We start from the raw sequence: 24,106 nt of genomic DNA on the forward strand, positions 1-24,106 counted from the left end.
CCCACGAGTCCCAGAACCGCCACGATCACGAGCGCGGGCGCGGGAAACGCTCCGATCGCGCCGCGGGGTAGCGTTACGCGCCATGGGCATGCTCTGCGCGGTCACCTTCACCGCGAACGGCCAGTTGCACTACGCGGATCCGGGTGACATGCGTCCGGAGGTCGGCGACCACGTCCTGCTGCCGACCGATCGTGGTCCGGTGGTGGCCCAGGTGATGTGGGCGGCCGAGTACTCCTCGGAGCCGACCGATGGATTTCCGGTGTTGCTCGGGTCGGCCACCGCCGCCGATCTGGAAGCGCAGGAGTCGACCCGCAAGGTCAAGGCACGGACCTTGGTGGCCAGCCGCAAGCTGATCCGCGAGCACGACCTCCCGATGAAGGTGCTCGCCGTCGATCCCCAGCCCACCAACAACAAGACCGTCATCTACTACTCCTCCCCGGAGACCGTCGACTTCCGCTCGCTCCTCCGAGACCTCTCCGCGACGCTCGGTTCGCGGGTGGAGCTGCTGCAGCTCGCGGCCCGTGACTCGGTCCGGGTGACCGGCGGTATCGGTTCCTGCGGACGGGACACCTGCTGCTCGACGTTCCTCAAGGACTACGAGCCGATCACCCTGGCGATGGCCCGTGACCAGGACCTGCCGGCCAACCCGATGCGGATCTCCGGTGCCTGCGGCCGCCTGATGTGCTGTCTGAAGTACGAGCACCCGCTCTACCAGGAGTTCAAGGCGACGACCCCGGCCGTGGGCGAGCCGGTGGATTCCCCGGCCGGCCCCGGCGTGGTGGTCTCGCACTCCGTTCCGGGCGACTCGGTCGTCATCCGACTCGCCTCGGACGGGACCAAGCAGGTCTGCCCGAAGGCGTCGGTGTGCAGTGCTCGCAAAGCCTACGATTCCCGTCCGCCGCGTTGAGCGCTCCGCGTGATCGGTCGCAGGTCAGGCCGACGACCTGACGGTGGACGGGTGGGCCCCCTTCGACCACGAGGATCGGCGCCGGCCGGCGAATCGGCCTTCGTCCATCGACGCGTGACGAGGCACCCGGGCGAGCAGCTAAACTGATCGGCGTTGCCCCTTTAGCTCAGTCGGTAGAGCGTCTCACTCGTAATGAGAAGGTCTACGGTTCGATTCCGTAAAGGGGCTCACGCCAGAAGCCCCGCCACCTGCGAGAACAGGAGGCGGGGCCTCTTGGGTTGCCGGGCCCGGTAGCGCAGTGCGGACAGCAGGTGGGCCGAATGGTTCCACCGCGAACAGGGCGCCATCACGCTGGTCGGACATGCAGCACGGGGCTCCCTCGAGGAACTGTGCGACCAAGTGTGTGTCCAAGGAGTTCGCCCAGATCGGCTGACATGCGCAAGCCGGACTCGCGATACGCCTGCGGAGCTGCGGGGGCGAGTACGGCGTTGTCGAGAGTTTGGGCGTTGACCGAGTTGCGATGGGTGAAGCGTGCGACCGTGAATTCGGTGTAGTGCTGAATGGTCGCAGCCCACTGAGTCGCGTCGAGGAGCGCCTTTCGTAACGCACCCTCATGTCCGAATGAGTTCGGAGCCGCCCCCTGTCGATCATCGATCTCACGATCGAGGTCGGCTCCCACATGGCAGCTACCGAGGTTCCGCGTATTTCGAGGACGGGCAGAACGGCCTGTTCGAGCGGGCCGCGCACTGCCGAAGCGCACGTCCGTCGACATTATATATACCTAGCATATACCTGAGGGACGGCGCTGTCACTTGGTCGTCGGACGACGCGTTCTCGGACGGTTGGGTTCTTCGGGGGAGGTTCCCGGTCGAGTCCCCTTGCCGGCGTTCTCATCCGATCTTCTACCGGCCGGAGGTCCGGTCTGTAGCGCTCCACTGTCGAGGTCAATGACAAGGTTCGGGACGGTGCCGCTGGATACGATGCGTTTCAGACGGTCCTGGGTGGCGCGCGCGTGCTCTGGCAGCAGCTTTGCGAAAGCGGCGTGGTCCCGGGTACGGGCGGCTTCGATGATGGCGTGGTGCTCAACCAGGTTGAGCGCGAATTGACGTTTCTGCTCGACGGGTGTTGCCTGTTCCAACCTGTAGAGGTACATCAGCAACCTGCGAACGTGGCGGTGCGTCGAAACCGCGAAAGCCGCGAAGAACTCGTTGTGCAGCGTGTCGATGATCCGGAGGTGAAAGCGTTCGTTCAGTGCGGTGATCTCGAGAAAGCTACCGGCGGAAACCACGGTCCGGTACTGCTTCTGGATTGCGGCGAGGTCATCGCCAAGCTGATCATCGTCGAGAGTGCACAACTGCCCGACGACGCTCTCCACCAGTTGGTGGGCAACGATGACTTGTTTGATCGTGTCAAGGTCCAGGCTTCGAACGAAGACACCTCCACGATTCGGCCGAATGTGGACGAAGCCCTCTGCGGCGAGGCGGCTGATGGCTTCGCGTGCAGGCGTACGACCGAGACCGAACTGGCGCAACAGCAGTCGCTCGTCGATGCGACTGCCTGGGCCGATGGTCAAATCGATGATCCGCATCCGGATGAGCTCCAGCGCCGCTTCGGTCTGGGACGTCCCGTCGCTGCTGTCGGGTTCGCTCATCCTGGCATCCGATCTGTCTCGTCCCACTGGACTCCCAGGCTAGACATCAGGAGTCATCGCTGGGTATCCTCATAATATACGCGACATATACGTAAAGATGCCATGGACACGATCAAGCGCATGCAGGACATCGTCGGGCGCACGGTTCGGCGCGACATCAGCCGTTTGGCCGCCTTCGCCGACGGCAACCTCGAAGCGGCAGCGCGGTCCATCGCCGAACACCCCCGGCCCCACATCGGTGTGGTCTGCGGATTCTTTGTCCGACACGCGGAACCGCCTTCCCCCGAAACTGACGGCCTCAACGGCATGGGCCACCTCGCGGCCGCCTTCACCGAAGTCGGCGTTCCGGTCACGGTGATCACGGACGCGCCGTGCGCCAAGGCGGTGTGGGCGGTGACGAGAGTGCTGCCGCATCCGGTCAACCTCGAGATCGTCGACGTGTCCGCTTCGTCGGTACGGCGACTGCGGGGCCAGCTCGAGGCACACGACCATCCCCTCACCCATCTTGTCGCCATCGAACGGTGCTCGCTCGCCGCCGACGGTCGGGCACACCGTGAACACGGATGGGACATCTCGAAGGACACAGCCCCGTTGGACTACCTTTTCGAAGACGGCAACTGGCACCGCAGCTGGACGACGATCGGTGCTGGAGACGGCGGCAACGAGATCGGGATGGGAAACCTGCCCAAGGACATCATCGAGGCTGACATCCCTCACGGTTCTCTGGTCGCGGCGCGCACCGGAGCCGACCACCTCCTGGTCTCAGGAGTCGCCAATTGGGGCGCCTACGCGCTGGTGACAGCCGTCGCCGCGTTACGACCCGAGCTCGCTTCGCGACTTCTCGCGCACTTCGACGGTGCCACCGAGAAGATGATGCTCGACGCCGCCGTCGCCGTCGGCCAAGCCGTCGACGACAGTCGCGCGGATCGCCCCGGTCAGCTGCAGATGACGATCGACAGGTTGCCGTTGGAGGACCACGTCGCCGTCCTCGAGGCCCTGCGCGCGACGCTGCCCCAGACTTCACCGACGGTGCGAAGCTGGGCCGACAGCTATGCCTGACCGTCCCCGAACTGTGCTGCTGCATGCGACCTCGGGGGCAGTCAGCCCGGTCGGGGATGCCCTCACGCGGCTGTGGGCGGACGCTGAGACGACCAACCTGCTCGACGACGGCCCGACTTCGGAGCGCGGCAGGACAGCGCAGCTGGGGGAGCGATTGATCCAACGGTTTGGTCACCTGGTCGGTGATGTCGACTCCACCGAACCCGACGGAATGCTCACCCGGTCAGGCCGGAAACACCGCACCCGACTCCGCAGTAACGGAGCTTGGTCGCCATGTGCAAACATCTCGGACCCGATCGGCGCCGGGCCGGTGAAGACCCCAACCCTGCGGCGCGTCGGATGCGTCGCCGGTGATCTGACCGGTGCAACCGCACATCGAAGAGGAGTACCTACTCGAAGGTGAACCCCGAAGACCGCCCGCTCGGCCGTACCTCTACCGCCGGGATGTACGCCTCGCGCAAGCCGGGCATGTGCAGCACGGCCCCTACCCCGGCATCCCTGGATGCCCGATGGTCGATGGTCGATGGTCGAGATTCGTTCCCCAGCAGCACATACAGCCAATTTCCCTGTACCGCATCCTGAAAGGACGCTATGAACGCCGACAACGGCCATCACTCCGATGACGCCAGTGGATGGCAGCCGGGCGAACACCGAATGGTCGCCTCACACGGCTTGCGCTACCACGTCGTCACCAGCGGCCAGGGGCCGGTCATCGCCTTGGTCGCGGGATTTCCACAGAGCTGTTATTCGTGGCGGCGGGTTGCCCCCCTACTCTCCGAGGACTTCACAGTCCTTGCGATCGACCTCCCCGGGCAAGGCGACTCGGACAAACCTCTCGACGGATATGACACCCGTACGACAGCCCGTCGGCTCCACGGCCTGCTCGAAACAATGGGCCACCGCAGCGTGGTCTACGTCGGCCATGATGTGGGAGCGTGGGTCGGCTACGCCTTCGCTCACGAATTCGCTGATTCGCTGCGGGGTGTGGCGCTGCTGGACGCCAACATTCCCGGCGTCACACTCCAGCCGAGCATCACTCTTGGACCCGACAGCTGGCGGAGCTTCCATTTTCTTTTCAACGCCATTCAGGACCTCCCAGAAGCGCTTCTCGCCGGCCGTGAACGCATTCTGATCGAGTGGTTCTTCCAAGGAAAGGCCGCGAGTGCCCGGCAAACCTTCAGCAAGGCAGACATCGACGAGTACGAACGCACCTACGCCGCCCCCGGTGGTATCCGCGGCATGCTCGGGTACTACCGGGCAGTGCTCGACGACATCGAGATCCACAAAGAGCTGATGAGGCGGCCCATCGACATCCCTGTGCTTGCGCTCGGCGGCGACGTAGGCAGCGCCCCGGACCTGTACGAACGATTGAAGCCACTCGTGACGGACCTGCGCGGCGGTCTCATCGCCAACAGCGGCCACTACATCCCCGAGGAGCAACCGGAGGCATTGGTCGACCAACTCCGACAATTCATCGCCACCCTTCCCCAGGAGTCTTGATGGCCTCGCTCTCAAACCCCCCGAGCCAATGGGTGACACCCGTTCGCATCTAAGGCGATCTCGCCTTCGTCAGTGGTCAGCTACCCCGCGTCGATGGTGAGCTCGTCTACCGCGGGTCGGTCGGAACCGACGTGGACCTCGATCAAGCGCGTCGGGCCGCTGCCCTGTGTGCGCGGGCGAGCATCACCGTCTTGCAGAGCAACCTTCCCTCTGGTCGAGAAATCGCCGAGGTCGTCAAACTCACCGGCTTCGTGGCCTGTACCCCCGAGTTCCATCAGCAATCGGCGGTCATCGACGCAGCCTCCCAGGTACTCATCGAGACTTTCGGGGCGGCAGGTAGACACGCACGGAGCGCGATCGGTGTGACCGCGCTGCCACATGGCGCCAGCGTCGAAGTCGAACTCATCGTCGCGTTACGGATAGCGACATCGTGACCCATCGGCCGGGGTTCAGCCTCCACTTCATCTGGCTGTTCACAGAACAACCACCCGAGCGGCGGCCGGCCGCCGCCGCCGCGGCTGGTTTCCAAGCGGTGGAGATACCCCAGCCCGACGAGCTGGAGCCTGACGCGTGGCACCACATCCTGGAAGACGCGGCCGTCCGACAGGTTCTGATGAACACCCCTGCTGGGCCGAGCGGAACACCAACCGGGTTCGGCTCTGCCTGCGTTCCTGGTGCCGAAGAGGAATTCCGCGCCGAAGTGCGCCTGGCACTGCACTGCGCGACCGAAGTGAACTGCTCGCCGATCAATGCAATGGCGGGTGTTCTGCCGCCGACCGTTGACCCGATGGTGGTCACCGACAGCTACCCCGGTAACTTCGCCCGGGCATCGGCCGAAGGTAGCGGCACCGACGTCACCAGAGCGATAGCAGTTTCCGATCCGCAGATCGCCGGAAGGCCCGCTCAGCAGCGGGCGCCGATGGATCAGCTCCGTCGATCGGGGCCGGTAGGACAATCGTCAGGCTGCCGGGGTGGTGCCCGCGGGGGTGTGACAGTCTGCTCGACAGGTCGATGACGGCGGGCGAGACTGCTGGTTCGCCTCCGCGCAGGGATCGGCGGAGGTCGACCGGCTGCTCCGGGGTTACCCCGGGGTAGGTATCGGTGGTACCGCATCACGTCGCAGGCACGCGGTTGCGCTCCGCGCAACGCCGTGCCCGCCAGGCGGGGACAGGTCGCCCGCCGTCGTCGATGCCATTTGACCAGGGCGGACGGGGGAGCATGCCGGACGGACGGGCTCGACTGGCGATTGCTCTCGCCGATGCCTTCCTGGCCGGCGCCTGGACTTCCGACGGCCTGCGCACCCAGGGGCAACTCGTCCTGGGAGCCAGACACGCCTGGCTCCGCCGACTGGCGCGCGAGGTGATCAAGGCCTATCCGGAGCCTCCCTCCGACCGGCCGCGGGAGCTGTTCGCGTTCGTCCTGCAGACGCAGGCAATGGCGCAGGTGGAGCGCCGGGCCGCCCGGCCCGGCGGCGGGTTCCCGCTGCCGCTGCATCGCCTCACCGCGCCGACATCGATGATCCGGCACCCGTTTCCGGTCACGAGCCTGGATCACGCCGGCGATCTGGCGGCCCTGCTCGGCGTCTCGATGGAAGAACTGCTGTGGTTCGGCGACACCAACGGCCTGCAGCGCCGGGCGCGCTCGGACCGCCTGCAGCACTACCGATCCACCTGGGTGCCGTCGGTGAGCGGGGGGCGACTGCTGGAGGCCCCGCTGTCCCGGCTCAAGGCAATCCAGCGGCAGATCCTCGCGCAGATTCTGACGCCGATCCCGATACACGACGCGGCGCACGGTTTCGTCGTGGGCCGGAGTGCCCGCACGGGGGCCGCGCCGCACGTCGGTACCGGCCTGTTGATCAGTCTGGATCTCGAGTCGTTCTTCGCCTCCATCACCGGGAGTCGGATCTACGGGGTTCTCCGCGCCGCCGGTTACCCGGAGCCGGTGGCACATCTGCTGACCGGCCTGTGCGCCACTGCCACCCCGGTGCGGGTGCTGGCCGAGATGCCGGGAACCGCTGCGCCGTCGGCGTTCCGGCTGCGTCGGCGGCTGGCCGAGCCGCATCTCCCGCAGGGTGCACCGACTTCACCGCAACTGGCCAACCTCTGCGCCTTCGCAATCGACCGTCGGTTGTCGGCGTATGCCTCGGCAATCGGGGCCGTCTACACCAGATATGCCGACGACCTCACGTTCTCCGGCGACACCCTGGTGGTCCGGCAACGGGGGGTTGTCGCAGCGGTCGCGCGAATCGTCGCGGAAGAGGGTTTCCGGCTGCACATCGACAAGACCAGGACGCGCGGGCGGGACGCCCGGCAGCAGGTCACCGGGGTCGTGGTCAACGCCTCTACCACCGTGCCGCGCCGGGACTACGACACGCTGCGGGCCATTCTGCACAACTGCGTCACCCATGGCCCCTCGACGCAGAACAGAGTGGAGCACAACGATTTCCGGGCGCACCTGCGCGGGCGGATCTCCTGGGTCGCGTCGTTGGACGCCGGTCGTGGCCGAAAACTGCTGGCCACCTTCGAGCAGATCGACTGGACCTAGGAGACTCCTGAACAACCCGGGTTTGGGGGTGACGTCGCCGGCGCCGTGTCGGGCTCGGACTGTGGGCTGGCTGATGTGTGGTGGTGGCACGGATTGCGTGTCGAAGGACCGAAGCCGGCGGCGGGGTCTTGGTGGGCGGCAGGACTGTCCTTGAGGTCCTATTGGGGCCTGTTTTGGGCTCTCAGGCGGTGGCCAGGGCCCAGTTTCCGTCGGTGCGGGTCAGTCCAAGGACCAGGAGCCGTCGTAGGTTCAGCCCGGCCACCCGTAGGTGCAACCAGTGGTCATTTTTGGTGGTGCCGCGGTATCGGACTTTGCGGTTGCCGCGGACCAGCCAGGCGATGGACCGTTCGACCATCGGCCGGTGTTGCCGGTAAACCTGTTGAAATTGCGGCGTTTCCGCCTGTCGGCGGGCGGCTCGGAGCAGCTTCTCCTGGGAGTGCAGGATCAGCGTGCGACCGGTGCGGCTGGTCGTGCACTGAGCCCGCAGCGGGCAACCCTTGCACGCGGAGCCGAAGGTGACCGACCGAGTCGGGGTCACTTTGCGGGTGACCTGGTTCGGGCAGGTCACTTCGGTTTCGTCGTCGTTGATGGTGAAGTCGTCGATGCTGAACCCACCGGGGACGGCCGTTGGCAACGGTGCCGGTTTGATGATCGCTTCATGGCCAGCGGCGGCCAGTTCGGCGCGGGCGCCGCCGGAGCCGTAGGCCGAATCGCCCAGCACCTGCCGCGGTCCGTCCTCGTCGTCGAGCAAACCCGGTCCGACCTGGGCGTCGCCGGAGTGCTCGCCGGAGGCTTTGCTCAGTTCGCAGTCGGTGATGATGCCGGTGTCCGGTTCGATCGCGATGTGCGCCTTGAACCCGTCCTGGCGGCGGTGCACCGTTTTGTGGGCGTGCCGGGCGTCGGGATCCACCACCGAGATGATCCGGTCCTTGGCGACCCGTTGGGCGATCTGCCACCGCCCGTCGGTGCCATCAGACCCGTCCACCGGTTCGACGTCCTGACCGGCGATCAACGCCAACAACGCCACCCGCCTCAGCACCTTTGGGACCCAACTCCTGCTCCGGTAGATGGCCGAGCAATCGGTGCGCATCGCCAACCAGAGCGTCGATCAGCTGCTGCCGCGCGGCCTGATCGTTCCAGGCGATCGCCGGTTTGCCGGGGTCGTCGTAGTCATGGGCGGTGCAGTGCTGGGCGACGATGTCGGCGGCACCGGGAACGTCGCGGCGGACCCGGCGGACCGCTGCGATCAGTTGGGTCACGGTGTCCTGAGTGGCGACCGCATCATCCAAAATCGTGGAGTCCAACACTCGCCGGGTCTTGCCTGTCAAGGCACCGGTTTCGGCGACCACCGTCCTCACCGCGTCGAAGATCCGATTCGGCGATGCGGACGCAGCCAGCCGGCGACGCCAGTACGTCAACGTCGTCGGATGAAACGCCGCCGCCGTGACCGGCAGGCCGCAGGCGGCCTTCCACCGCAGGTCGAACGTCACCGCATCGACGGTCTCACTGTCGGAAACCCCGTGCAGCGCTTGCAGAACCAACACCGCGGCCATCACATCGGCCGGCACCGACGGGCGCCCACCCACGCCGGGGAACAGGTCGGCGAACATCGCATCCGGGAACAGCGTCCGCCGATGCCCGGCCAAAAACGCGAACACGCTGCCCGGCTTCAACAGATGCCCGGCCACCGATTCCACATCCAACAAGTCCCGCTGATCAGGCGCTCTACCCTGCATCCACCCATTCTCCCAGCCCACGCCGAACCGGGCCCGGAGCGACACAGTTATTCAGCGGTCTCCTAGTCGTCCGTCATCTGAGCCAGCACCGTGGCGCAGATGTCGTGGAACTCCACCAGTTGCGAATCCGACAGCGGGTCGAACATGGTCGAGCGCACCGTCTCTGCGTGGCTCGGGGCGACCTCGACGAGACGATCGTGGCCGGCCTCCGTCAGGATCGCCAGTTGCCCGCGCTTGTCACCGGGAGCCTGCTCGCGGCGAACCCATCCGTAGTCCTCGAGTCTGGCGACCGCGTGCGACAGGCGGGATTGGGAGGCCTGGACGATCTCGGCCAACTGGTGCATCCGCATCGACCGCCCGGGCGCCTCCGACAGCATCGCCAGGATGAGGTAGTAGGCGTGCGGCATCCCGGCGACCCGCTGCAGATCCCTTTCGATGCGGGCGTTGAGCGCCGAAGACATCATCAGGAACGTTCGCCAGGTTGTCTGCTGCTCGGGCGTCAGCCAGGGATCGTTGCGCACGCGAGGAGTATATCGGTCGGTACTTGAGCGTTCATGTAAATCCGGGTACGCTGGAGGCATGACCACGCAGACCCCTACCCGGATGCCCGTGCTCTACCTGTCGCACGGCGCGCCGCCGCTGGCCGACGACGCGACGTGGACCGGCGAATTGCAGCGCTGGGGAGCGGATCTGCCCCGGCCGAAGTCGATCCTGGTGGTGTCCGCCCACTGGGAATCGGCGCCGCTGGCGGTGGGTGCCACCGATCGGGTGCCTCTGACCTACGACTTCGGCGGCTTCCCGCAGCACTATTACGAGGTCACCTACGACGCGCCCGGCGCGCCGGAACTGGCCGCGGATGTCGCGAAGCTCTTCGCCCAGCCGGGGCAGCCGGTGTACCAGGACCCCGACCGCGGGCTCGACCACGGCGCCTACGTCCCGCTGAAGGAGATGTTCCCGGAGGCCGATGTTCCGGTCCTGCAGGTGTCGATGCCGACCCTGGATCCGTCACAGCTCTTCCAGCTGGGTCGGGCGCTCGCACCGTTGCGGGACGAGGGCGTGCTGATCGTCGGCTCCGGCTTCACCACCCACAACGTGCGCGAGGGGGTTGCCGACGTGAACGGTGCCGCACCGCAGTGGGGCCACGAGTTCGACCTGTGGGCCAAGGAGACGGTCGAGGCCGGAGACATCGACTCGGTGCTCGACTTCCAGCGGACCGCGCCGGCGGCGCTGCGTGCGCATCCGCGCAGTGAACACTTTGCGCCGCTGTTCGTTTCGCTCGGCGCGACCGCGGACGTGGGCGTCCAGGCGACCAGCACGGTGGACGGCTTCTGGCACGGGATGGCCAAACGGTCGTTCCAGTTCAACTGACTTGCCGCGGCTGCCGGTGCCCGAGATGGCCGCCGCGACGGGATCGGACAGAATGACCGGGTGACCATGACGCCGGCGGAAACCGCGGCCCTGGACCGGGCAGTCGAGCTGGCGGCTCGCGGTGAGGGCACCGTGCTGCCCAATCCGGTGGTGGGTTGTGTGCTCCTGTCTCCCGAGGGTGAGACCGTCGGCGAGGGTTGGCATCAGCGGGCCGGCGGCCCTCACGCCGAGGTTGTTGCGCTGTCCGACGCCGGCGACAGGGCCAGGGGTGCGACAGCGATCGTCACGTTGGAGCCGTGCAACCACACCGGACGGACCGGGCCGTGCTCGCTGGCGCTGATCGAGGCGGGGGTCAGGAAGGTCATCGTGGCCGTCCGTGATCCGTGGCCCACTGCGTCCGGTGGCGGCCGGACCCTAGGGGCGGCGGGCATCGAGGTGGTCGAACCGCCCGAGACCCATTGCGCGGCAGAGGACGTCAATCGGGTCTGGCTCACCGCGACCCGTCTGCTCCGCCCCTTCGTGACCTTCAAGGCCGGCATCACGATCGATGCCCGGGTGGCGGCGCAGGACGGCACCAGTCGGTGGATCACCTCGTCTGAATCCAGGGCCGACGTGCATCGTCTCCGCAGCCGGGTGGACACCATGATGGTCGGGATCGGCACGGTGCTGGCCGACGACCCGTTGCTGACCGTCCGGAACGCGAACGGTATCCCGACCGGGACCCAGCCGCTGCGGGTGGTGATCGACTCGCAAGGGCGCACACCGGTGGATGCCAAGGTCCGCAACGGCGACGCCGGGACGAGGATCGTCACATCGGTGGACGGCGCGCCGGTCGACCTCCCCGGCACCCTCTCGGAGTTGTACCGAATGGGACGTCGTCACGTGCTGCTGGAGGGCGGTCCCCGGTTGGCGACCAGCATGCTCGATGCCGGACTGATCGACGAGATCATCGTCTACATCGCACCTGTCGTGCTGGGAGCCGGCCCATCGATGCTCGGCGGCGGTGTCGTCACCACTCTCACCCAGGCCCATCGCGCCGAACTCCGGACGATCGATCAACTGGGTCCCGACGTCCGACTGCGCTACCGCCTCACGTCCTGACGGCGTCCTGGAAGCGCTGCGAGTAGGCCCCGTGGGACTCGAACCCACAACCCGCGGATTAAAAGTCCGCTGCTCTGCCAATTGAGCTAGAGGCCCCGGAGTCCTTGGGAGACCGGCCGAGGGATGAGCCTACCGGGTCGCGTCGTCGGGTCCGGCCGATCCTCGCCCGGCCGCGGACGACGGCCCCTACCTATGCAGAGACCGGGGCCACAGGAATTTGGTTGCGCGAGTTCGACCAACAGGTGCATGCTTGCGGGCGGCAACTAGATGCATTGCGCAAGCAAATGTCCGTGGAAGGGGTGCAGACCGTGACGAGCAACATCGTCGAGTCCGACGTATCAGGTCTGTCGTCACCCTTCGGGCCGGTGCCGACGCAGTCCGGTGCGCTCGATCAGGCCGGTGCATCCGAGATCGACGCGACCGGCCGATTCGATCAGGCCGCCGAGATCGCCGACGCGGTCATCAGCCTGATGCGCATCTACGGAAACCTCAAGGCCCGGGTGGCGAATACCGCAGATCCGGAGATCGCTGCGTTGTTCCTGCTGGTTCGCCTGGTCAAGGACGGTCCCAAGCGCGCCAAGGAACTGGCGGACCTGACCAGCGCGGATCCCTCGACGGTCTCTCGGCAGGTCGCGACGCTGGTCAAGACCGGGCTGATCGAGAGGAAGGCCGATCCGGAGGACGGTCGAGCTTCCATCCTCGTGCCCACCGAGCTGGGTGTCACCAGGGTGCAGGAACACTTCGTGAACCGCGGCCAGATGATCGAACCGATGATCGCCGACTGGCCCGAGACCGACCGCAGCGACTTCCTGCGTCTGCTCCGCTGCTACGCCGACCGGCTCGAGTCCCGCCGCGAGGAAGTGGTGCAGACCATGAGCAAGAGCCACCACCTGCAGTCCACGCATCATTTGCCGCCGCCCCAACATGTTCCGACGCCACCACCCCCGCACGCCAGTACCGAGAGGTCCAACTGATGGCCACCACTGACACATCCGCGCCGCAGACCGCAGCACCGCAGAGTCCCGCGGGCCTGACGCACAAGCAGATCCTGACGATCCTGGTGGGTCTACTCCTGGGGATGTTGCTCGCCGCCCTCGACCAGACGATCGTCTCCACCGCGATCCGCACGATCGGTGACGACCTGCACGGTCTCAACATCCAGGCCTGGGTCACCACCGCCTACCTGATCACCTCGACCGTGACCACGCCGCTGTACGGCAAGCTCTCGGACATCTACGGCAGACGTCCGCTGTTCCTGTTCGCCATCTCGATCTTCATCCTCGGGTCGCTGGCGAGCTCGTTCGCCACCTCGATGCCGATGCTCGCCGCCTTCCGCGCATTCCAGGGCATCGGCGCCGGCGGTCTGTTCTCGATGGCCTTCGCCGTGCTCGCCGACATCGTTCCCCCGCGTGAGCGCGCCAAGTACCAGGGCTACTTCCTGGCCGTGTTCGGCACCTCATCGGTGATCGGTCCGCTGGTCGGAGGCTTCTTCGCCGGCACCACCAGCATCCTGGGCATCTCGGGCTGGCGCTGGGTCTTCCTGGTCAACGTCCCGATCGGTGCCGTCGCGCTGTTCGTGGTGTTCAAGGTCCTGCACATCCCGCACGTCCGGCGCAACCACCGCATCGACTGGTGGGGCGCACTGGCCCTCGTCGTCGGTATCGTGCCGATCCTGATCGTGGCCGAACAGGGCAGTGTCTGGGGCTGGCTCTCGGCCAGGATCCTGGGGCTGATCGCGGTCGGCCTGGTCGGTATCGCTGCGTTCATCTTCGTGGAGTTCAAGATGAAGGACGACGCGTTGATCCCGATGCGCCTGTTCAAGGCCGCGACGTTCAGCCTCGGCCTGGGCGTCAACGCGCTGGTCGGTGTCGGCATGTTCGGGGCCATCTCGATGCTGCCGCTCTACCTGCAGTTGGTGAAGGGCGTCACCCCCACCCAGTCGGGCCTGCAGTTGCTGCCCCTGATGCTGGGACTGATGATCGGGGCCATCGCCTCCGGGCAGCTGACCTCGCGGACCGGCAAGTACAAGATCTTCCCGGTGATCGGAACGGCGATCCTGACGGTGGCGTTCGTCCTGCTGCTGACGATCAAGGTCTCCACGAACTATCCGCAGTTGGCGGTCTACTTCCTGCTCGTCGGCCTGGGACTGGGCCTGTGCATGCAGACCCTGTTGATCGCCGTCCAGAACTCGGTGCCGGCGCGGGACATCGGAGTGGCGACATCGTCGGCGACGTTCTTCCGTCAGCTCGGCGGCACCCTCGGGGTCGGAATCTTCCTGTCGCTGCTGTTCAACACCCTGCCGAACAACATCAGCAAGGCACTGCAGGCCTCCTCCACCGATCCGTCGTTCCAGCAGGCGGCGGGCAAGGCAGCGGCGGTTGCCGGGCAGAACGTGCCCACCTACCTGGGATCCCTCGGTGGCCAGCTGACGGTGGACTCGTCGTTCCTGAGCAAGATCGACCCGCTCATCGCCCACCCCTACCAGGTCGGGTTCGTGAACTCGACCCACGTGGTCTACATCTGTGGCGCGATCTGCATGGTGATCGCATTCGGCCTGGTGATGATGATCAAGCAGGTGCCGCTGCGCACCATGTCCGCGTTGCAGGAGACCCAAATGGAGCAGGCCAGCCTGGAGGCCGAGAGCCTGCCGGCCGACGGTGGCCCCTCTGCCCCTGATCTGTCGAAGAGCGCGCCGGCGGAGACCGCGAGCGAAGCAGTGTCCTCGGTCGTTCCCGGCGCACCGTCGAAGGGGAACGGCCACGCCCCGGCCCACTCACCGGACGCGACCGGCGAGCATGTCGCGGTCGCCGTCCTGATCGCCAAGTCCGACGTGCTCACCGAAGGCCGGCCGGTCGGAACGGACCACGGTAGGCACGAGGCCTGATCGCCTGCTGCGGCAGCACAGCACACCGGCAGGGCACGGCGGAATCCTCCGCCGTGCCCTGCCGGATTTTCCCGGACGACCTCAGTGGCCCGCTGCCGGGTTCCCGCGGCGTCCCACTGATGAACGGGACCGGAGAATTGGTCGAGGGCTCCAGGGTGGAGGTGCCGGAACTCCATCGTTGGAGTAGTTCGGTGCCCGTACTCAGGCACCGAACACCTGCGGTCATGGCGCAAACGTCGGCCGGACCGTGAGCACCGGAGCCGCGGCGTCGGATCTGTCCGAAAAGCGGGGCAGTTACTGCCAGGGAGCGATGATCGGCAGTTCACGATCCTCGACGGCGGGCACCGGGCGACCGTCGACGGTGACGTACCGGCGGCGGGGCCCGCGAGAGGCGATCGACTCCACCGCATCCACGAGGCGATCGACGTGCTCGCCGGTGGTGGCCAGGCCGACGGAGGCGCGGATCGCGTGGCCGGTGCCGTCCGCCACATCGCATCCGGCTGCACCCAGCAACCGCCGGACCAGCGGCTGGGCGCAGAAGGCGCCGTCGCGGACCGCGATGCCGTGTTCGGCGGACAGTGCCGCGGCGACCACTGCGGACGACTGACCGGCAATGGTGAAGGTGACGACGCCGATGGTCTCGACCTGCCCACCGAACAGGGTGTGCACCGTGACGCCGGGGACGTCCAGCAGCCCGTTGCGCAGCCGGTCGGTCAACGCCTGCTCACTCGCGGCAAGGCCGGCCCGATCCGCACCGGCCAGAGCGTGGCAGGCCGTGGCCAGGGCGACAGCTCCGGGCACGTTCGGCGAGCCGGCCTCGTGACGGTCGGGCAGCGGCTTCCAGGTGGTCACGTCCTCGGTGACCGTTGCGGTGGCGCCGCCGCCCACCAGGTAGGGGCGGGCCTGGGCCAGCCAGTCGGCACGACCGATCAGGGCGCCGGCTCCGTAGGGGGCGTACAGCTTGTGGCCGGAAACCGCGACGTACTCGACGCCGAGATCTTCGATCGAGAACGGGCGGTGCGGCGCCAGCTGGGCGGCGTCCAGGGCGACGCGTGCACCCCGCGCCCGGGCGATGGCCGCCAACGCCGTGACCGGCCAGATCTCACCGGTGACGTTCGAGGCTCCGGTGATCACCAGCAGGGCCGGGCCCGCGGGTCTGGTCCGGAGGGCCTCGTCGACGGCGCTGACGGCCGCGGCGGGAGTAGCCGGCGCGGGTAGCCGGATGACGTTGATGCCGTTGCGATCTTCCCACGGCAGCAAAGCCGCATGATGCTCGGTCTCGAACACCACCACCGTGGTGCGAGCCGGGAGGCAGTGGGCCAGCAGGTTGAAGGAGTCGGTCGTGTGCTTGGTGAAGATCACCGCGTCATCGGTGCGTCCGCCGACGAACTCCCGCACCGGGCCTCGCGCGCCTTCGTACAGGGAGGTGCAGACCTTCGAGTGCCAGCCGGCTCCCCGATGCACGCTGGCGTAGCGCTCCAGCAGGGCGTCGACGGTGTCGCGAACGACTCTCAGTGCTGGTGCTGAAGCACCATGGTCGAGGTTCGCGTATTCAATCTGACCTCCGCCGGCGAGCGGGACCAGCGAATGGGCGCCGACGATCTCCAGCCCCGGAGCGTGCGGGTGGACCACGCCGTGGCGGGGGGCCACCGGTGCTTCCACGGACCATCGAGGCTTTCGGATGGTTGCGGTGGCGGAAATCCAGTCAGGTCGATCCAGAACAACGGTCATCGAGAGTCCTCGGGGTCCGTGGGACCACTGGGCGACCAGGGGTCCGCGCTTGCCTGGTGCACCTCGCACCGGGCCAGGTCGTCATCCGGGGCACCCCACCGCGGTAGGAGGGTTGCCGGCCAGCAAGCCGGAGCTATCTGCTGGCACTCATGACCTTCGTGCAGACCTTAGCAAAGGGTTACCGGTCAGGGGAACACCTGGCCGGAAGTACCTCCGGATGGGCGAGCAGTGATGCTGCCCACCCGGATCCTCCTGCGGTCACCGGAGAGGCCGCGTCGACCGAGGTCAGAGACGCCCGAACGGCGGGGGCGCACACGTTTTGGAGGTGGGTCCGCTGATGTCGTATGCTTCCGTAGCTCCCAACGGACAGCCGTTGAAGCCGCGAAGCCAACATTTCCAGGTTCCCGGCGACGACGTCTAGGCCCCCATCGTCTAGCGGCCTAGGACTCCGCCCTTTCACGGCGGCAGCACGGGTTCGAATCCCGTTGGGGGTACGCGCAGATGCAGACCACGGTCGGCATCGACGTATGCAGTCGGTCTTGATTCATCAAGGCCCCGTAGCGCAGTTGGTTAGCGCGCCGCCCTGTCACGGCGGAGGTCGCGGGTTCAAGTCCCGTCGGGGTCGCCAAACGTGGGCCGGGCTCAATCCCCCGAATCAGGGGGTCCGAGCCCGGCCCGCTGTTTGGGGCCAGGTAGCTCAGTCGGTACGAGCGTCCGCCTGAAAAGTGGAAGGTCGCCGGTTCGATCCCGGCCCTGGCCACCACCTCTGAACTGGGAGAATGCCCTCCGGGTGTTCTCCCAGTTCTGCATTGATGGCCGGCAACCATCTGAACGACGTGACTCGACGGCCCGGCTCCATGAGAGCACGGCGCTCCCGAATGCCGTGCAGTGTCACCGCAAGATCGGCGTTGACGAAGATCCCCACGGGTCGGCCGGTGGAATCGTGTATCGAGCAATTCGCAGTTGGCCCCAGGCGAACCGGGTCTCGCACACCCAGTCCCCCAGGCGGTCGGCGAGTTGTTGCGCGATCGTCACGACGTCATCGACGGTGGGACCGTCCCGGTAGACCATCGTGTGCTGGAACTGTTCGCCACAAGCGGCCAACCACACTCGGACTTCGGTATCGCCGGCGGATCGGTAGACCACGAGGCCACCGAATTCTTCGTCGGTCAACAGCGCCGCGACTACCGGATCGACGGCGCGCCGACGCAGTTCGTGCAGGCGCTCGTCGTTGCGGTCGGTCGTGGTCGCGCTCAGCCATGGTGTTTCGGGCTCGGTCCACGGGCCGAAGGTGATCCCGTTGGATCCGGCGTTCGTCGTGGCCGTGTAGGGGGCAACGCCCGGTTGCGCTTCGAGGTAGTCGACCTGGAACGTATCGCCCAGTGCTTCCTGCACCCGCGTCGCCAATTGCAGGCCCTCGAGCTGCCATTGCGCGTGGGTCGCGGAATCCGGCCAACGGAATCCCGAACCGGCGGTCCGACGGACGGTGAGCGCCCAGTACCGCAGTGCGGTGCGCAGCTCCTCGGGCAGGGGCAGGCTCCGGAGGTCGATCGGGCCGCACCCGGGTTCCCGGTCCCAGAGCGGCTCGTCGACGTAGTCGGCGATCACCACGATCCGACGTGGCCGGCCTGCAGGACTCACCGGACAGCTGTGTCATACCGGCGCTTGCGGCACTGGTTTCGTCACTGCGGCAACTGATGTCGTGGGCAGGATCGGCCGGGCGGGGGGACCAATCCCGTTCCCGCCGGCGCCCAGCAGTGCCACTCCGGCTGCCGCGACAACGATCTCGGGGGCGACGTGCGAGGAGTCGGTCGGGGCGCGGAGGCCACCGATCGGGCGGGTACGGCGGTGGGCACGTCGATCCAGGAGCTGGGCGTCGTCATCGCCGACCATGCGTCGTCATCGCCGACTGGGCGTCGTCATCGCCGACGAGGACGGTGCCGAGCTCAGCGGGGTGGTCGGTCCGTCTGCGTCGCGGGAGCTAACCCTCGCCCGCCAGCACCCTGTCGACCGGCAGCCAGGAAACCCCCAGCGCCACCGCGACGTGGATCAGAGCGGCGCTGTCTGCTCCGGCGACATCGTTCGTCGACTTGAAGCGGCCGATCATGATCTTGGCAATCGTCTCCTCGACCGTCCCCTCGGCGTAGGCCAGCCACCACGGACAGATCTGGTGGTCACGATGGGACCGGCCCAAAATCTGCCGTCCCTGCAGACCCGAGTATCGAACGTTGTGCATCAAGCCCTCGCGGGCCGCACCGGACGCTTTCCCGGCCGGCCCCAGGGATTCGTTGGCGTGCAGCGACAAGGAGGTGGTGGGGGTGAACACCACGACGGGCGATGCCCCCCGCTGGAAATCCAGCCGTTCCTTTTCCAGGTCCCGTCCGGAGCCGGCGCCGCCGTACAGGCGGGCCACCCCCACCCCGGCGGCCTGGATGGCAGCGGCGATGGGATCGGCGGCGGCGCCGACGAATTCGCACGAGATGACGGCCTGTCGGCCGGCCTCGACACAGGCCAGGGCCCAGTCGGCGGTGATGCCCACACGTAGGAGCGAAGCCTTCTGGCGGAGTCGTAGCACGGCGGCCCGGCCCCTGGCCGTTCGAGCGGCCGGATTGCTCCGCAGCGTCACATCGGCGGCCAGATCCGCCAGGGCGTTCTCGAATACCGACCACGCGGTCCGGTAGGCGAGGAGTTCGGAGGGCGAGAGCGTGACGGGCATCAGATCCAACGGTGCGGGTCCCCAGGACGCCGCCCGATGAATGGCCAACGGCGGGTCGGCGTCGGTGAGCCAGGTCCGGATCCGTGTGGTGGCCGCCGTCTGCAGAGTCGCACTGGCGGCGGCCGTCTCGTCCCACCCCCATTTGCCGTAGACCCGGCTGACCGGCAGGCCGGCCTCCGCCAGCCTGGCCCCGAAGTCCTCCCACCGCTGCGTAGGTTCGTCATGGACCTGCGCGAGAAGCGGTGCGAGGTAGGTCAACTCGGCAGGGTGATTGGCCGGGGTCGCCGTCAGATAGATCACGAAGGGAGCGCGCTCGTGCGCATCCTTGAACCGCGTGATGCGTCGGAATCTCTGCACGCGTTGGGTTTCCACGTTGCGGTACAGATGGCATTCGTCGGCGATGACGAGATCCATCGGCCACCGCGGGCGGCCCCTGACGAGCAGGCGCGCGAGTTCGTCGGGTGAACAGATCAGGACCCGCAGGTTCTGCTCTCCGGCGGCCAGGATGGTTCGCCGCCAGTGCGCGATGGTGACCTGTTTGGGCCGGTCGACCAGTACCAGGACGTTCTTCGCGCCACGTGCGCGGGCCACTGCGAGCGCGCCGAGCCATGCGGTCAGCGTTTTCCCGGTACCGACGTCGTCGGTGACCAGCACGCCCCTGGCCGGGTGCCCGCCGAATTGACCGGACGCCGCATCGGAGATCGCCGCGGCACCGTCGATCTGGATCTGCCGGGGCACCATCCGGGGGCCGTGGATCGCCGTGTCGTCGGACGCCGGAGTCGTCCCGTTGGCGTCGTCCTCGAGCCACCGCAGCCAGGTGTGCGACGCCGAACGGAAGGGATCGAGTTCGGCCGGCAGTCGGTCGCCGCGGTACAGATGCAGTTTGCGTGCCGGGTCGTAGGTGGCCCCCGGAGCCCTAGTTCGAAAGGGTACATCGAGGAACCAGAGCCGCTCGCCGGCCCGCGCGAGCAACGGCGCGGGCTTCGCCTTCCTCCCGGTGCGCTTCGAGGGCGCCGCGCTCACAGCGCCGCTCTCACGATGTGCCGCCCGCGATGCGGCACCAACGGTGCGGGCTGCCCGGACGGGGATTGCTGTAGGGCATGGGCCCAGGCTAAGGCGTCCGCGCGGCCGGATCGGAGCGGCCCGCCGCCTGGACGGGCGCGGCGCACACCCGGGAAATCGGATCCGACCAAACGGTGAATTTACGCAATTCGACGGGCGAACGGGCATAGTGAACAGAGCACCGGCCTTACGGGCGAAGGTCGCGTCATCGCGGTCGCGGGGTGACGTGTAGTGCGAGCAGGTGGGACGGAAGGGATGGCATGGATTCAGGAGCACCGACGGTCGCCCGGCCCGCCGACGATGCCAGAGGCGTCCCGATCGCCGAGGTCTCGGTCATCCTCGGGGTCCCGATGCCCACCCTGCGGTCCTGGGAGCTGCGCTACGGCATCCCCACGTTGACCAGGGGTTCGGGTCGGCATCGCCGCTACCTCCCGGTGGAGGTCCACGCGCTCCGTCTGATGCGTGACGAGATCGCCCGGGGTCAACAGGCCAGCCTCGCCGCCCAGTCGGTTCGTGAGGTGTTGGGCATCGACGGCGTGGCCGGAGCCCTGATCCACCGGATCCTGGCGGCCTCCGAACGTCTGGATGCGGCGGCGATCCGCGTCCTGCTGGACGAGGCGAGCCGCACACTCGGCCTGATGTCCTGCGTCGACGACGTGGTGATGCCCTCGATGCGGCAGATCGGCGTGTGGTGGACCGTCGGCCAGTGCGACTTCGACCAGGAACGGTTGACCACAGAGGCCATCCGGGGATGGCTCGATCGCCGCAGCGCCTTCGCGCCCCCTCCGGTCCGTCCCCAGCCGATCCTCCTGGCCTGCGGGCCCAGTGACCTGCACACCATCGGTCTGGAGGCGATGGCCATGGTGCTCCGAGAGGACGGTTGGGCCTGCCGCGTCCTGGGCGCCCGGACACCGACCCTGACGCTGGCGGCGGCCACGGTGGCGACCGCCGCACTGGCCGTGGTGGTGGTCTCCCACCTGTCGACGGGACGGATCCGGGCGATTGCATCGATGGATGCCGTCCGCCATCTGCACGTGCCGGTCTTCTACGCCGGCAACGCCTTCACTGCGACCCGCAGCAGGCGCGGCGTCCCGGGAACCTACCTCGGGTCCCGCATCGGCGGCGCATGCGAGTTGATCGCGGGCGCCCTCGACGGCGGCCGGGCGAAGGATCTGGTGCTCAGCTGACGGCAGCATCGCCGCTCGGTGTCACCGGATGATGCAGTTGATACGAGGACGTGGTCGGGCCATGACCCGCTCGTGAGGGCCCCGAGTGCCGGTCCTGCGCCCGTCGGGATCTTCACAGGTTCCTGTCTCCTGCAGATCGATCCGGGGATGAGGCCGGAGATCGATTGCAGCGCAGTCGGTCTGTTCGAGGCCGACAGCAGGGGCCCGGCTCGAACCGTGCCGTCGGCCGGTGTACGGGGGCGGGCCGTGGTGGGGTCTCCCGACGCCGACGCCGATGGGAACGGCGGGGTCGCGAAACTGTGCAGTTCGGGGTGATGGCGCACAGAACTGTTGTGGCCAGGCAGGATTTCAGTGGTGGAGAGTTCTGGCGACGAGAGAGTGCACGGTGGCAACTGATGTTGAACCCCCAGGACGAGGCGGAGATCGATCTGCCCGGCCCGGCGGCCGAGTTCATCATCGGCGTCCTCGATGCCTCGGGTCGACTGGACTCCGCCTCCGTGCGCAGACTGCTCGAAGAGGCCTCTGACGCGATCGGCCTCGGCGGTTGCATCGATCGCGTGGTGATGCCGGTGATGCGGCAGATCGGCCTCTGGTGGATCGCCGGCTCGTACTCCATCGAGCAGGAGGCGATGACGACCGAGGCGATCCGTGCCTGGCTGGACCGCCGCACCGCCTACCTGCCGGCACCGACCCGGCCGAATCACATCCTGCTGGCCTGCGGACCTCATGACCGGCACACCCTCGGCCTCGAGGCCCTGGCCCTGTTGCTGCGGACCGAGGGTTGGTCGTGTCGCCTGCTGGGGGCCCGCATCACGGCCGCCAAGCTGGCGACCGCCGCGGAGGCGAACGACCCGGCAGCGGTGGTCGTGGTCGCGCACATCGCCGCCGGGCACCGTCGCGCCGTCGCGGCGATGGAGGCCGTCGACCAGTTGGGTTTCACCCTGTTCTACGCCGGCGGGGCCTTCTCCGATCGGGCGAGCCGTGAAGGGGTACCGGGCCGGTACCTGGGTCGCCAGATCGCGGGCGCCTGCGCGATCATCGTCGACACCCTGGACGAAGCAGCCTGAGACCGGTCGGGGCAGAGCTGCTCGCCGTGCGGCCTCCGCCGGCACAGTCGACTCGAGACGCAGCTGTCCGGCCTGCGCCGGCACCGTCGATCACCTGATCAGTGCGGGCGGAAAGAGGCGTCTTTCTCGGCAGTAGGGGCGGTGATGACCGGCACAGCTTCCAGGGGATGACCGATCCGGACGTGCCGGGGACCGTGCGGGTCGTCGCAGTCGGGTCCGGCGGACGCCGTCCCGGGTTCGACCTCTCCGGTGTCCGAGTGGTCCACCTGCAACGTGGTGTGACTGATTCGGTAGGTGCCTCGCAACAGTCGCTCCAGATCGCGCCGGACGGCGTGGCAGTCCCCGGTCGGATCCACCAGCACGTGGGCTGACAGAGCCGGCATGCCCGAGGTGACGTCCCAGATGTGCAGATCGTGCACCTCGGCCACGCCGGCCAGATCGGCCATGGCCGGCCCGATCATGCCGGGGTCGAGATCGGCGGGGGCGGCTTCCAGGAAGATCCGGCCGGACTCTCGGACGAGGCCGTAGCCGGCCCGGAACATCAGCGCGGCCACGACCAGGGCGGCGATCGAGTCGGCGCGGGTGAAGCCGGTCAACAGCACGACCAGCCCGGCGGAAGCCGTCGCGATGAAGGCGTACAGGTCGTTGAGGATGTGCTGGAAGGCGCCCTCGATGTTGAGGCTCGTCCGGTTGGCCTTGCTGATCAGCCACGCGGCGAGGACGTTGACGGCGATCCCCAGCAGCGCTGTGACCAGCACGAGCAGGCCGTCGACGTCGGGCGGATCGAACAGCCGTCGGACGGCTTCGTAGGTGAACCAGACGGCCAGCAGCAGCAGGGTCAATCCGTTGGCCTGCGCGGACAGGATCTCGGCCCGCTTGAATCCGTATGTCCACCGGCCACGGGCCGGCCGTGCGGCCAGGCGCATGGCGATCAGCGCCAGCGCGATGGAAATGGCGTCGGTGAGCATGTGCCCGGCGTCGGAGATCAGGGCGATCGAGCCCGCCAGGAGCCCCACGACGACCTCGCACATCATGAACGCGACGATCAGTACCAGTGCGCCGCTCAGGTACCGACGGTCTGCGTCCGCCACCGCCCCGTGGCTGTGCCCGGAGCCTCCGTGACCGTGCCCCGGGCCTCCGCGGTGGTCGTGCCCCGAGCCCCCGCGGTGGTCGGGATCGCCGTGCTGGTGATCGCGTTCGCTCACGGTGCGCTCGCAGGGGCCCGGTGCGGAACGTCCACCGACAGGTGCAGGGCCGCGATGTGTTGCGGGTCGCCGGTAGGTACCACGTCCATCAGGTCGGTCAGTGCGTGCGCCAAACGCGGATCGGCCAACTCGTAACGCGTGCGCCGACCTTCGGGGATGGCCACCACCAGCCCGCATCCACGCAGGCAGGTGAGGTGGTTCGACAGGCTCTGGCGGCTGACGCCGAGCAGTTCGGCCAGATCGGAGGGGTAGGCAGGGTCTTCGCGCAGGGCCAGCAGGATGCGCGCCCTGGTCGGGTCCGAGAGGGCGTGCCCGAACCGGGCCAGCACCGCGCCGGAGGTCATCGTCTGCATGAACAGAACGTTACACTGAATGCTGTATCAACGTG

Annotated in this window: 17 protein-coding genes, 5 tRNA genes, 2 pseudogenes and 1 riboswitch; of the genes and pseudogenes, 15 read left to right on the forward strand and 9 right to left on the reverse strand. The window is 67.5% G+C overall.

The window, feature by feature from the left end:
- Positions 1-82: 82 nt before the first annotated feature.
- Positions 83-907, forward strand: coding sequence for a regulatory iron-sulfur-containing complex subunit RicT (locus tag H7F38_RS08460; RefSeq protein ID WP_187093696.1), 825 nt, complete (start codon positions 83-85; stop codon positions 905-907).
- Positions 908-1,062: 155 nt separating this feature from the next.
- Positions 1,063-1,135, forward strand: a tRNA-Thr gene (locus tag H7F38_RS08465).
- A 580-nt stretch (positions 1,136-1,715) separates the two neighbouring features.
- On the opposite strand, the gene H7F38_RS08470 is transcribed toward H7F38_RS08465, so the two are convergent.
- Positions 1,716-2,558 (reverse strand): GntR family transcriptional regulator, encoded by an 843-nt coding sequence (locus H7F38_RS08470; protein WP_187093697.1) that lies wholly within the window; start codon positions 2,556-2,558, stop codon positions 1,716-1,718.
- Positions 2,559-2,678: 120 nt separating this feature from the next.
- On the opposite strand from H7F38_RS08470, the gene H7F38_RS08475 reads away from it, so the two are divergent.
- From H7F38_RS08475 to H7F38_RS08490, 4 genes and pseudogenes are all read left to right on the forward strand, one after another.
- The gene (locus H7F38_RS08475; RefSeq protein WP_187093698.1) at positions 2,679-3,617 is read left to right on the forward strand and encodes a glutamate cyclase domain-containing protein; all 939 of its coding nucleotides are present in this window, start codon (positions 2,679-2,681) and stop codon (positions 3,615-3,617) included.
- A gap of 591 nt (positions 3,618-4,208) precedes the next feature.
- On the forward strand, positions 4,209-5,117 hold the full coding sequence (locus H7F38_RS08480) for an alpha/beta fold hydrolase (protein WP_222618545.1): 909 nt from the start codon (positions 4,209-4,211) through the stop codon (positions 5,115-5,117).
- 113 nt (positions 5,118-5,230) lie between these two features.
- A pseudogene (locus H7F38_RS08485) lies at positions 5,231-5,551 on the forward strand (RidA family protein); the annotation flags it as partial.
- Positions 5,552-6,335: 784 nt separating this feature from the next.
- Positions 6,336-7,661, forward strand: a complete 1,326-nt coding sequence (locus tag H7F38_RS08490) for a reverse transcriptase family protein (protein ID WP_187093699.1) — start codon at positions 6,336-6,338, stop codon at positions 7,659-7,661.
- A gap of 181 nt (positions 7,662-7,842) precedes the next feature.
- Here H7F38_RS08490 and H7F38_RS08495 read toward each other — a convergent pair.
- Positions 7,843-9,397 (reverse strand): annotated as a pseudogene (locus H7F38_RS08495) (IS1182 family transposase).
- Positions 9,398-9,459: 62 nt separating this feature from the next.
- Positions 9,460-9,918, reverse strand: a complete 459-nt coding sequence (locus tag H7F38_RS08500; RefSeq protein ID WP_222618546.1) for a MarR family winged helix-turn-helix transcriptional regulator — start codon at positions 9,916-9,918, stop codon at positions 9,460-9,462.
- A gap of 58 nt (positions 9,919-9,976) precedes the next feature.
- On the opposite strand from H7F38_RS08500, the gene H7F38_RS08505 reads away from it, so the two are divergent.
- Both H7F38_RS08505 and ribD read left to right on the forward strand, forming a co-directional pair.
- Positions 9,977-10,765: a dioxygenase gene (locus H7F38_RS08505; protein WP_222618547.1), complete on the forward strand. Its 789-nt coding sequence runs from the start codon at positions 9,977-9,979 to the stop codon at positions 10,763-10,765.
- Between the two features lie 66 nt (positions 10,766-10,831).
- Entirely contained in the window at positions 10,832-11,866 is a 1,035-nt protein-coding gene (gene ribD / locus H7F38_RS08510; RefSeq protein WP_187094565.1) for a bifunctional diaminohydroxyphosphoribosylaminopyrimidine deaminase/5-amino-6-(5-phosphoribosylamino)uracil reductase RibD, read from the forward strand.
- A gap of 23 nt (positions 11,867-11,889) precedes the next feature.
- Here the strand turns inward: ribD and H7F38_RS08515 are convergent.
- Positions 11,890-11,962: transfer RNA gene (locus H7F38_RS08515), tRNA-Lys, on the reverse strand.
- Between the two features lie 212 nt (positions 11,963-12,174).
- Here H7F38_RS08515 and H7F38_RS08520 point away from each other — a divergent pair.
- Positions 12,175-12,840: a MarR family winged helix-turn-helix transcriptional regulator gene (locus H7F38_RS08520; RefSeq protein WP_187093701.1), complete on the forward strand. Its 666-nt coding sequence runs from the start codon at positions 12,175-12,177 to the stop codon at positions 12,838-12,840.
- Positions 12,840-14,750: an MDR family MFS transporter gene (locus tag H7F38_RS08525; RefSeq protein ID WP_187093702.1), complete on the forward strand. Its 1,911-nt coding sequence runs from the start codon at positions 12,840-12,842 to the stop codon at positions 14,748-14,750. Before H7F38_RS08520 ends, H7F38_RS08525 begins: the two co-directional genes overlap by 1 nt.
- A gap of 294 nt (positions 14,751-15,044) precedes the next feature.
- On the opposite strand, the gene H7F38_RS08530 is transcribed toward H7F38_RS08525, so the two are convergent.
- On the reverse strand, positions 15,045-16,481 hold the full coding sequence (locus tag H7F38_RS08530; RefSeq protein ID WP_187093703.1) for an aminotransferase class V-fold PLP-dependent enzyme: 1,437 nt from the start codon (positions 16,479-16,481) through the stop codon (positions 15,045-15,047).
- Positions 16,482-16,521: 40 nt separating this feature from the next.
- A riboswitch (SAM riboswitch) is annotated at positions 16,522-16,636 on the reverse strand.
- Between the two features lie 266 nt (positions 16,637-16,902).
- Between H7F38_RS08530 and H7F38_RS08535 the strand changes: the two genes are divergently transcribed.
- The 3 genes from H7F38_RS08535 (at position 16,903) to H7F38_RS08545 (ending at position 17,244) form a co-directional block, all read left to right on the forward strand.
- Positions 16,903-16,975: transfer RNA gene (locus tag H7F38_RS08535), tRNA-Glu, on the forward strand.
- Between the two features lie 57 nt (positions 16,976-17,032).
- Positions 17,033-17,109, forward strand: a tRNA-Asp gene (locus H7F38_RS08540).
- A gap of 58 nt (positions 17,110-17,167) precedes the next feature.
- Positions 17,168-17,244: transfer RNA gene (locus tag H7F38_RS08545), tRNA-Phe, on the forward strand.
- A gap of 128 nt (positions 17,245-17,372) precedes the next feature.
- On the opposite strand, the gene H7F38_RS08550 is transcribed toward H7F38_RS08545, so the two are convergent.
- Together H7F38_RS08550 and H7F38_RS08555 are read right to left on the reverse strand one after the other, a co-directional pair.
- Positions 17,373-18,122: a hypothetical protein gene (locus H7F38_RS08550; protein WP_187093704.1), complete on the reverse strand. Its 750-nt coding sequence runs from the start codon at positions 18,120-18,122 to the stop codon at positions 17,373-17,375.
- Positions 18,123-18,462: 340 nt separating this feature from the next.
- The gene (locus H7F38_RS08555) at positions 18,463-20,220 is read right to left on the reverse strand and encodes a DEAD/DEAH box helicase family protein (protein WP_187093705.1); all 1,758 of its coding nucleotides are present in this window, start codon (positions 20,218-20,220) and stop codon (positions 18,463-18,465) included.
- A 299-nt stretch (positions 20,221-20,519) separates the two neighbouring features.
- Between H7F38_RS08555 and H7F38_RS08560 the strand changes: the two genes are divergently transcribed.
- Complete coding sequence (locus tag H7F38_RS08560; protein WP_187093706.1) at positions 20,520-21,446, forward strand: cobalamin-dependent protein; 927 nt, start codon at positions 20,520-20,522, stop codon at positions 21,444-21,446.
- A gap of 395 nt (positions 21,447-21,841) precedes the next feature.
- Entirely contained in the window at positions 21,842-22,513 is a 672-nt protein-coding gene (locus H7F38_RS08565) for a cobalamin-dependent protein (RefSeq protein ID WP_187093707.1), read from the forward strand.
- A gap of 98 nt (positions 22,514-22,611) precedes the next feature.
- Here the strand turns inward: H7F38_RS08565 and H7F38_RS08570 are convergent, their stop codons facing one another.
- Both H7F38_RS08570 and H7F38_RS08575 read right to left on the reverse strand, forming a co-directional pair.
- A complete protein-coding gene (locus H7F38_RS08570; protein WP_187093708.1) occupies positions 22,612-23,718 on the reverse strand; it encodes a cation diffusion facilitator family transporter in 1,107 nt (368 codons plus the stop codon).
- The gene (locus H7F38_RS08575) at positions 23,715-24,077 is read right to left on the reverse strand and encodes an ArsR/SmtB family transcription factor (protein WP_370531343.1); all 363 of its coding nucleotides are present in this window, start codon (positions 24,075-24,077) and stop codon (positions 23,715-23,717) included. Before H7F38_RS08575 ends, H7F38_RS08570 begins: the two co-directional genes overlap by 4 nt.
- Positions 24,078-24,106 lie beyond the last annotated feature (29 nt).

Origin of the sequence: Nakamurella sp. PAMC28650 (genome assembly GCF_014303395.1) — a bacterium.
Taxonomy (GTDB): domain Bacteria; phylum Actinomycetota; class Actinomycetes; order Mycobacteriales; family Nakamurellaceae; genus Nakamurella.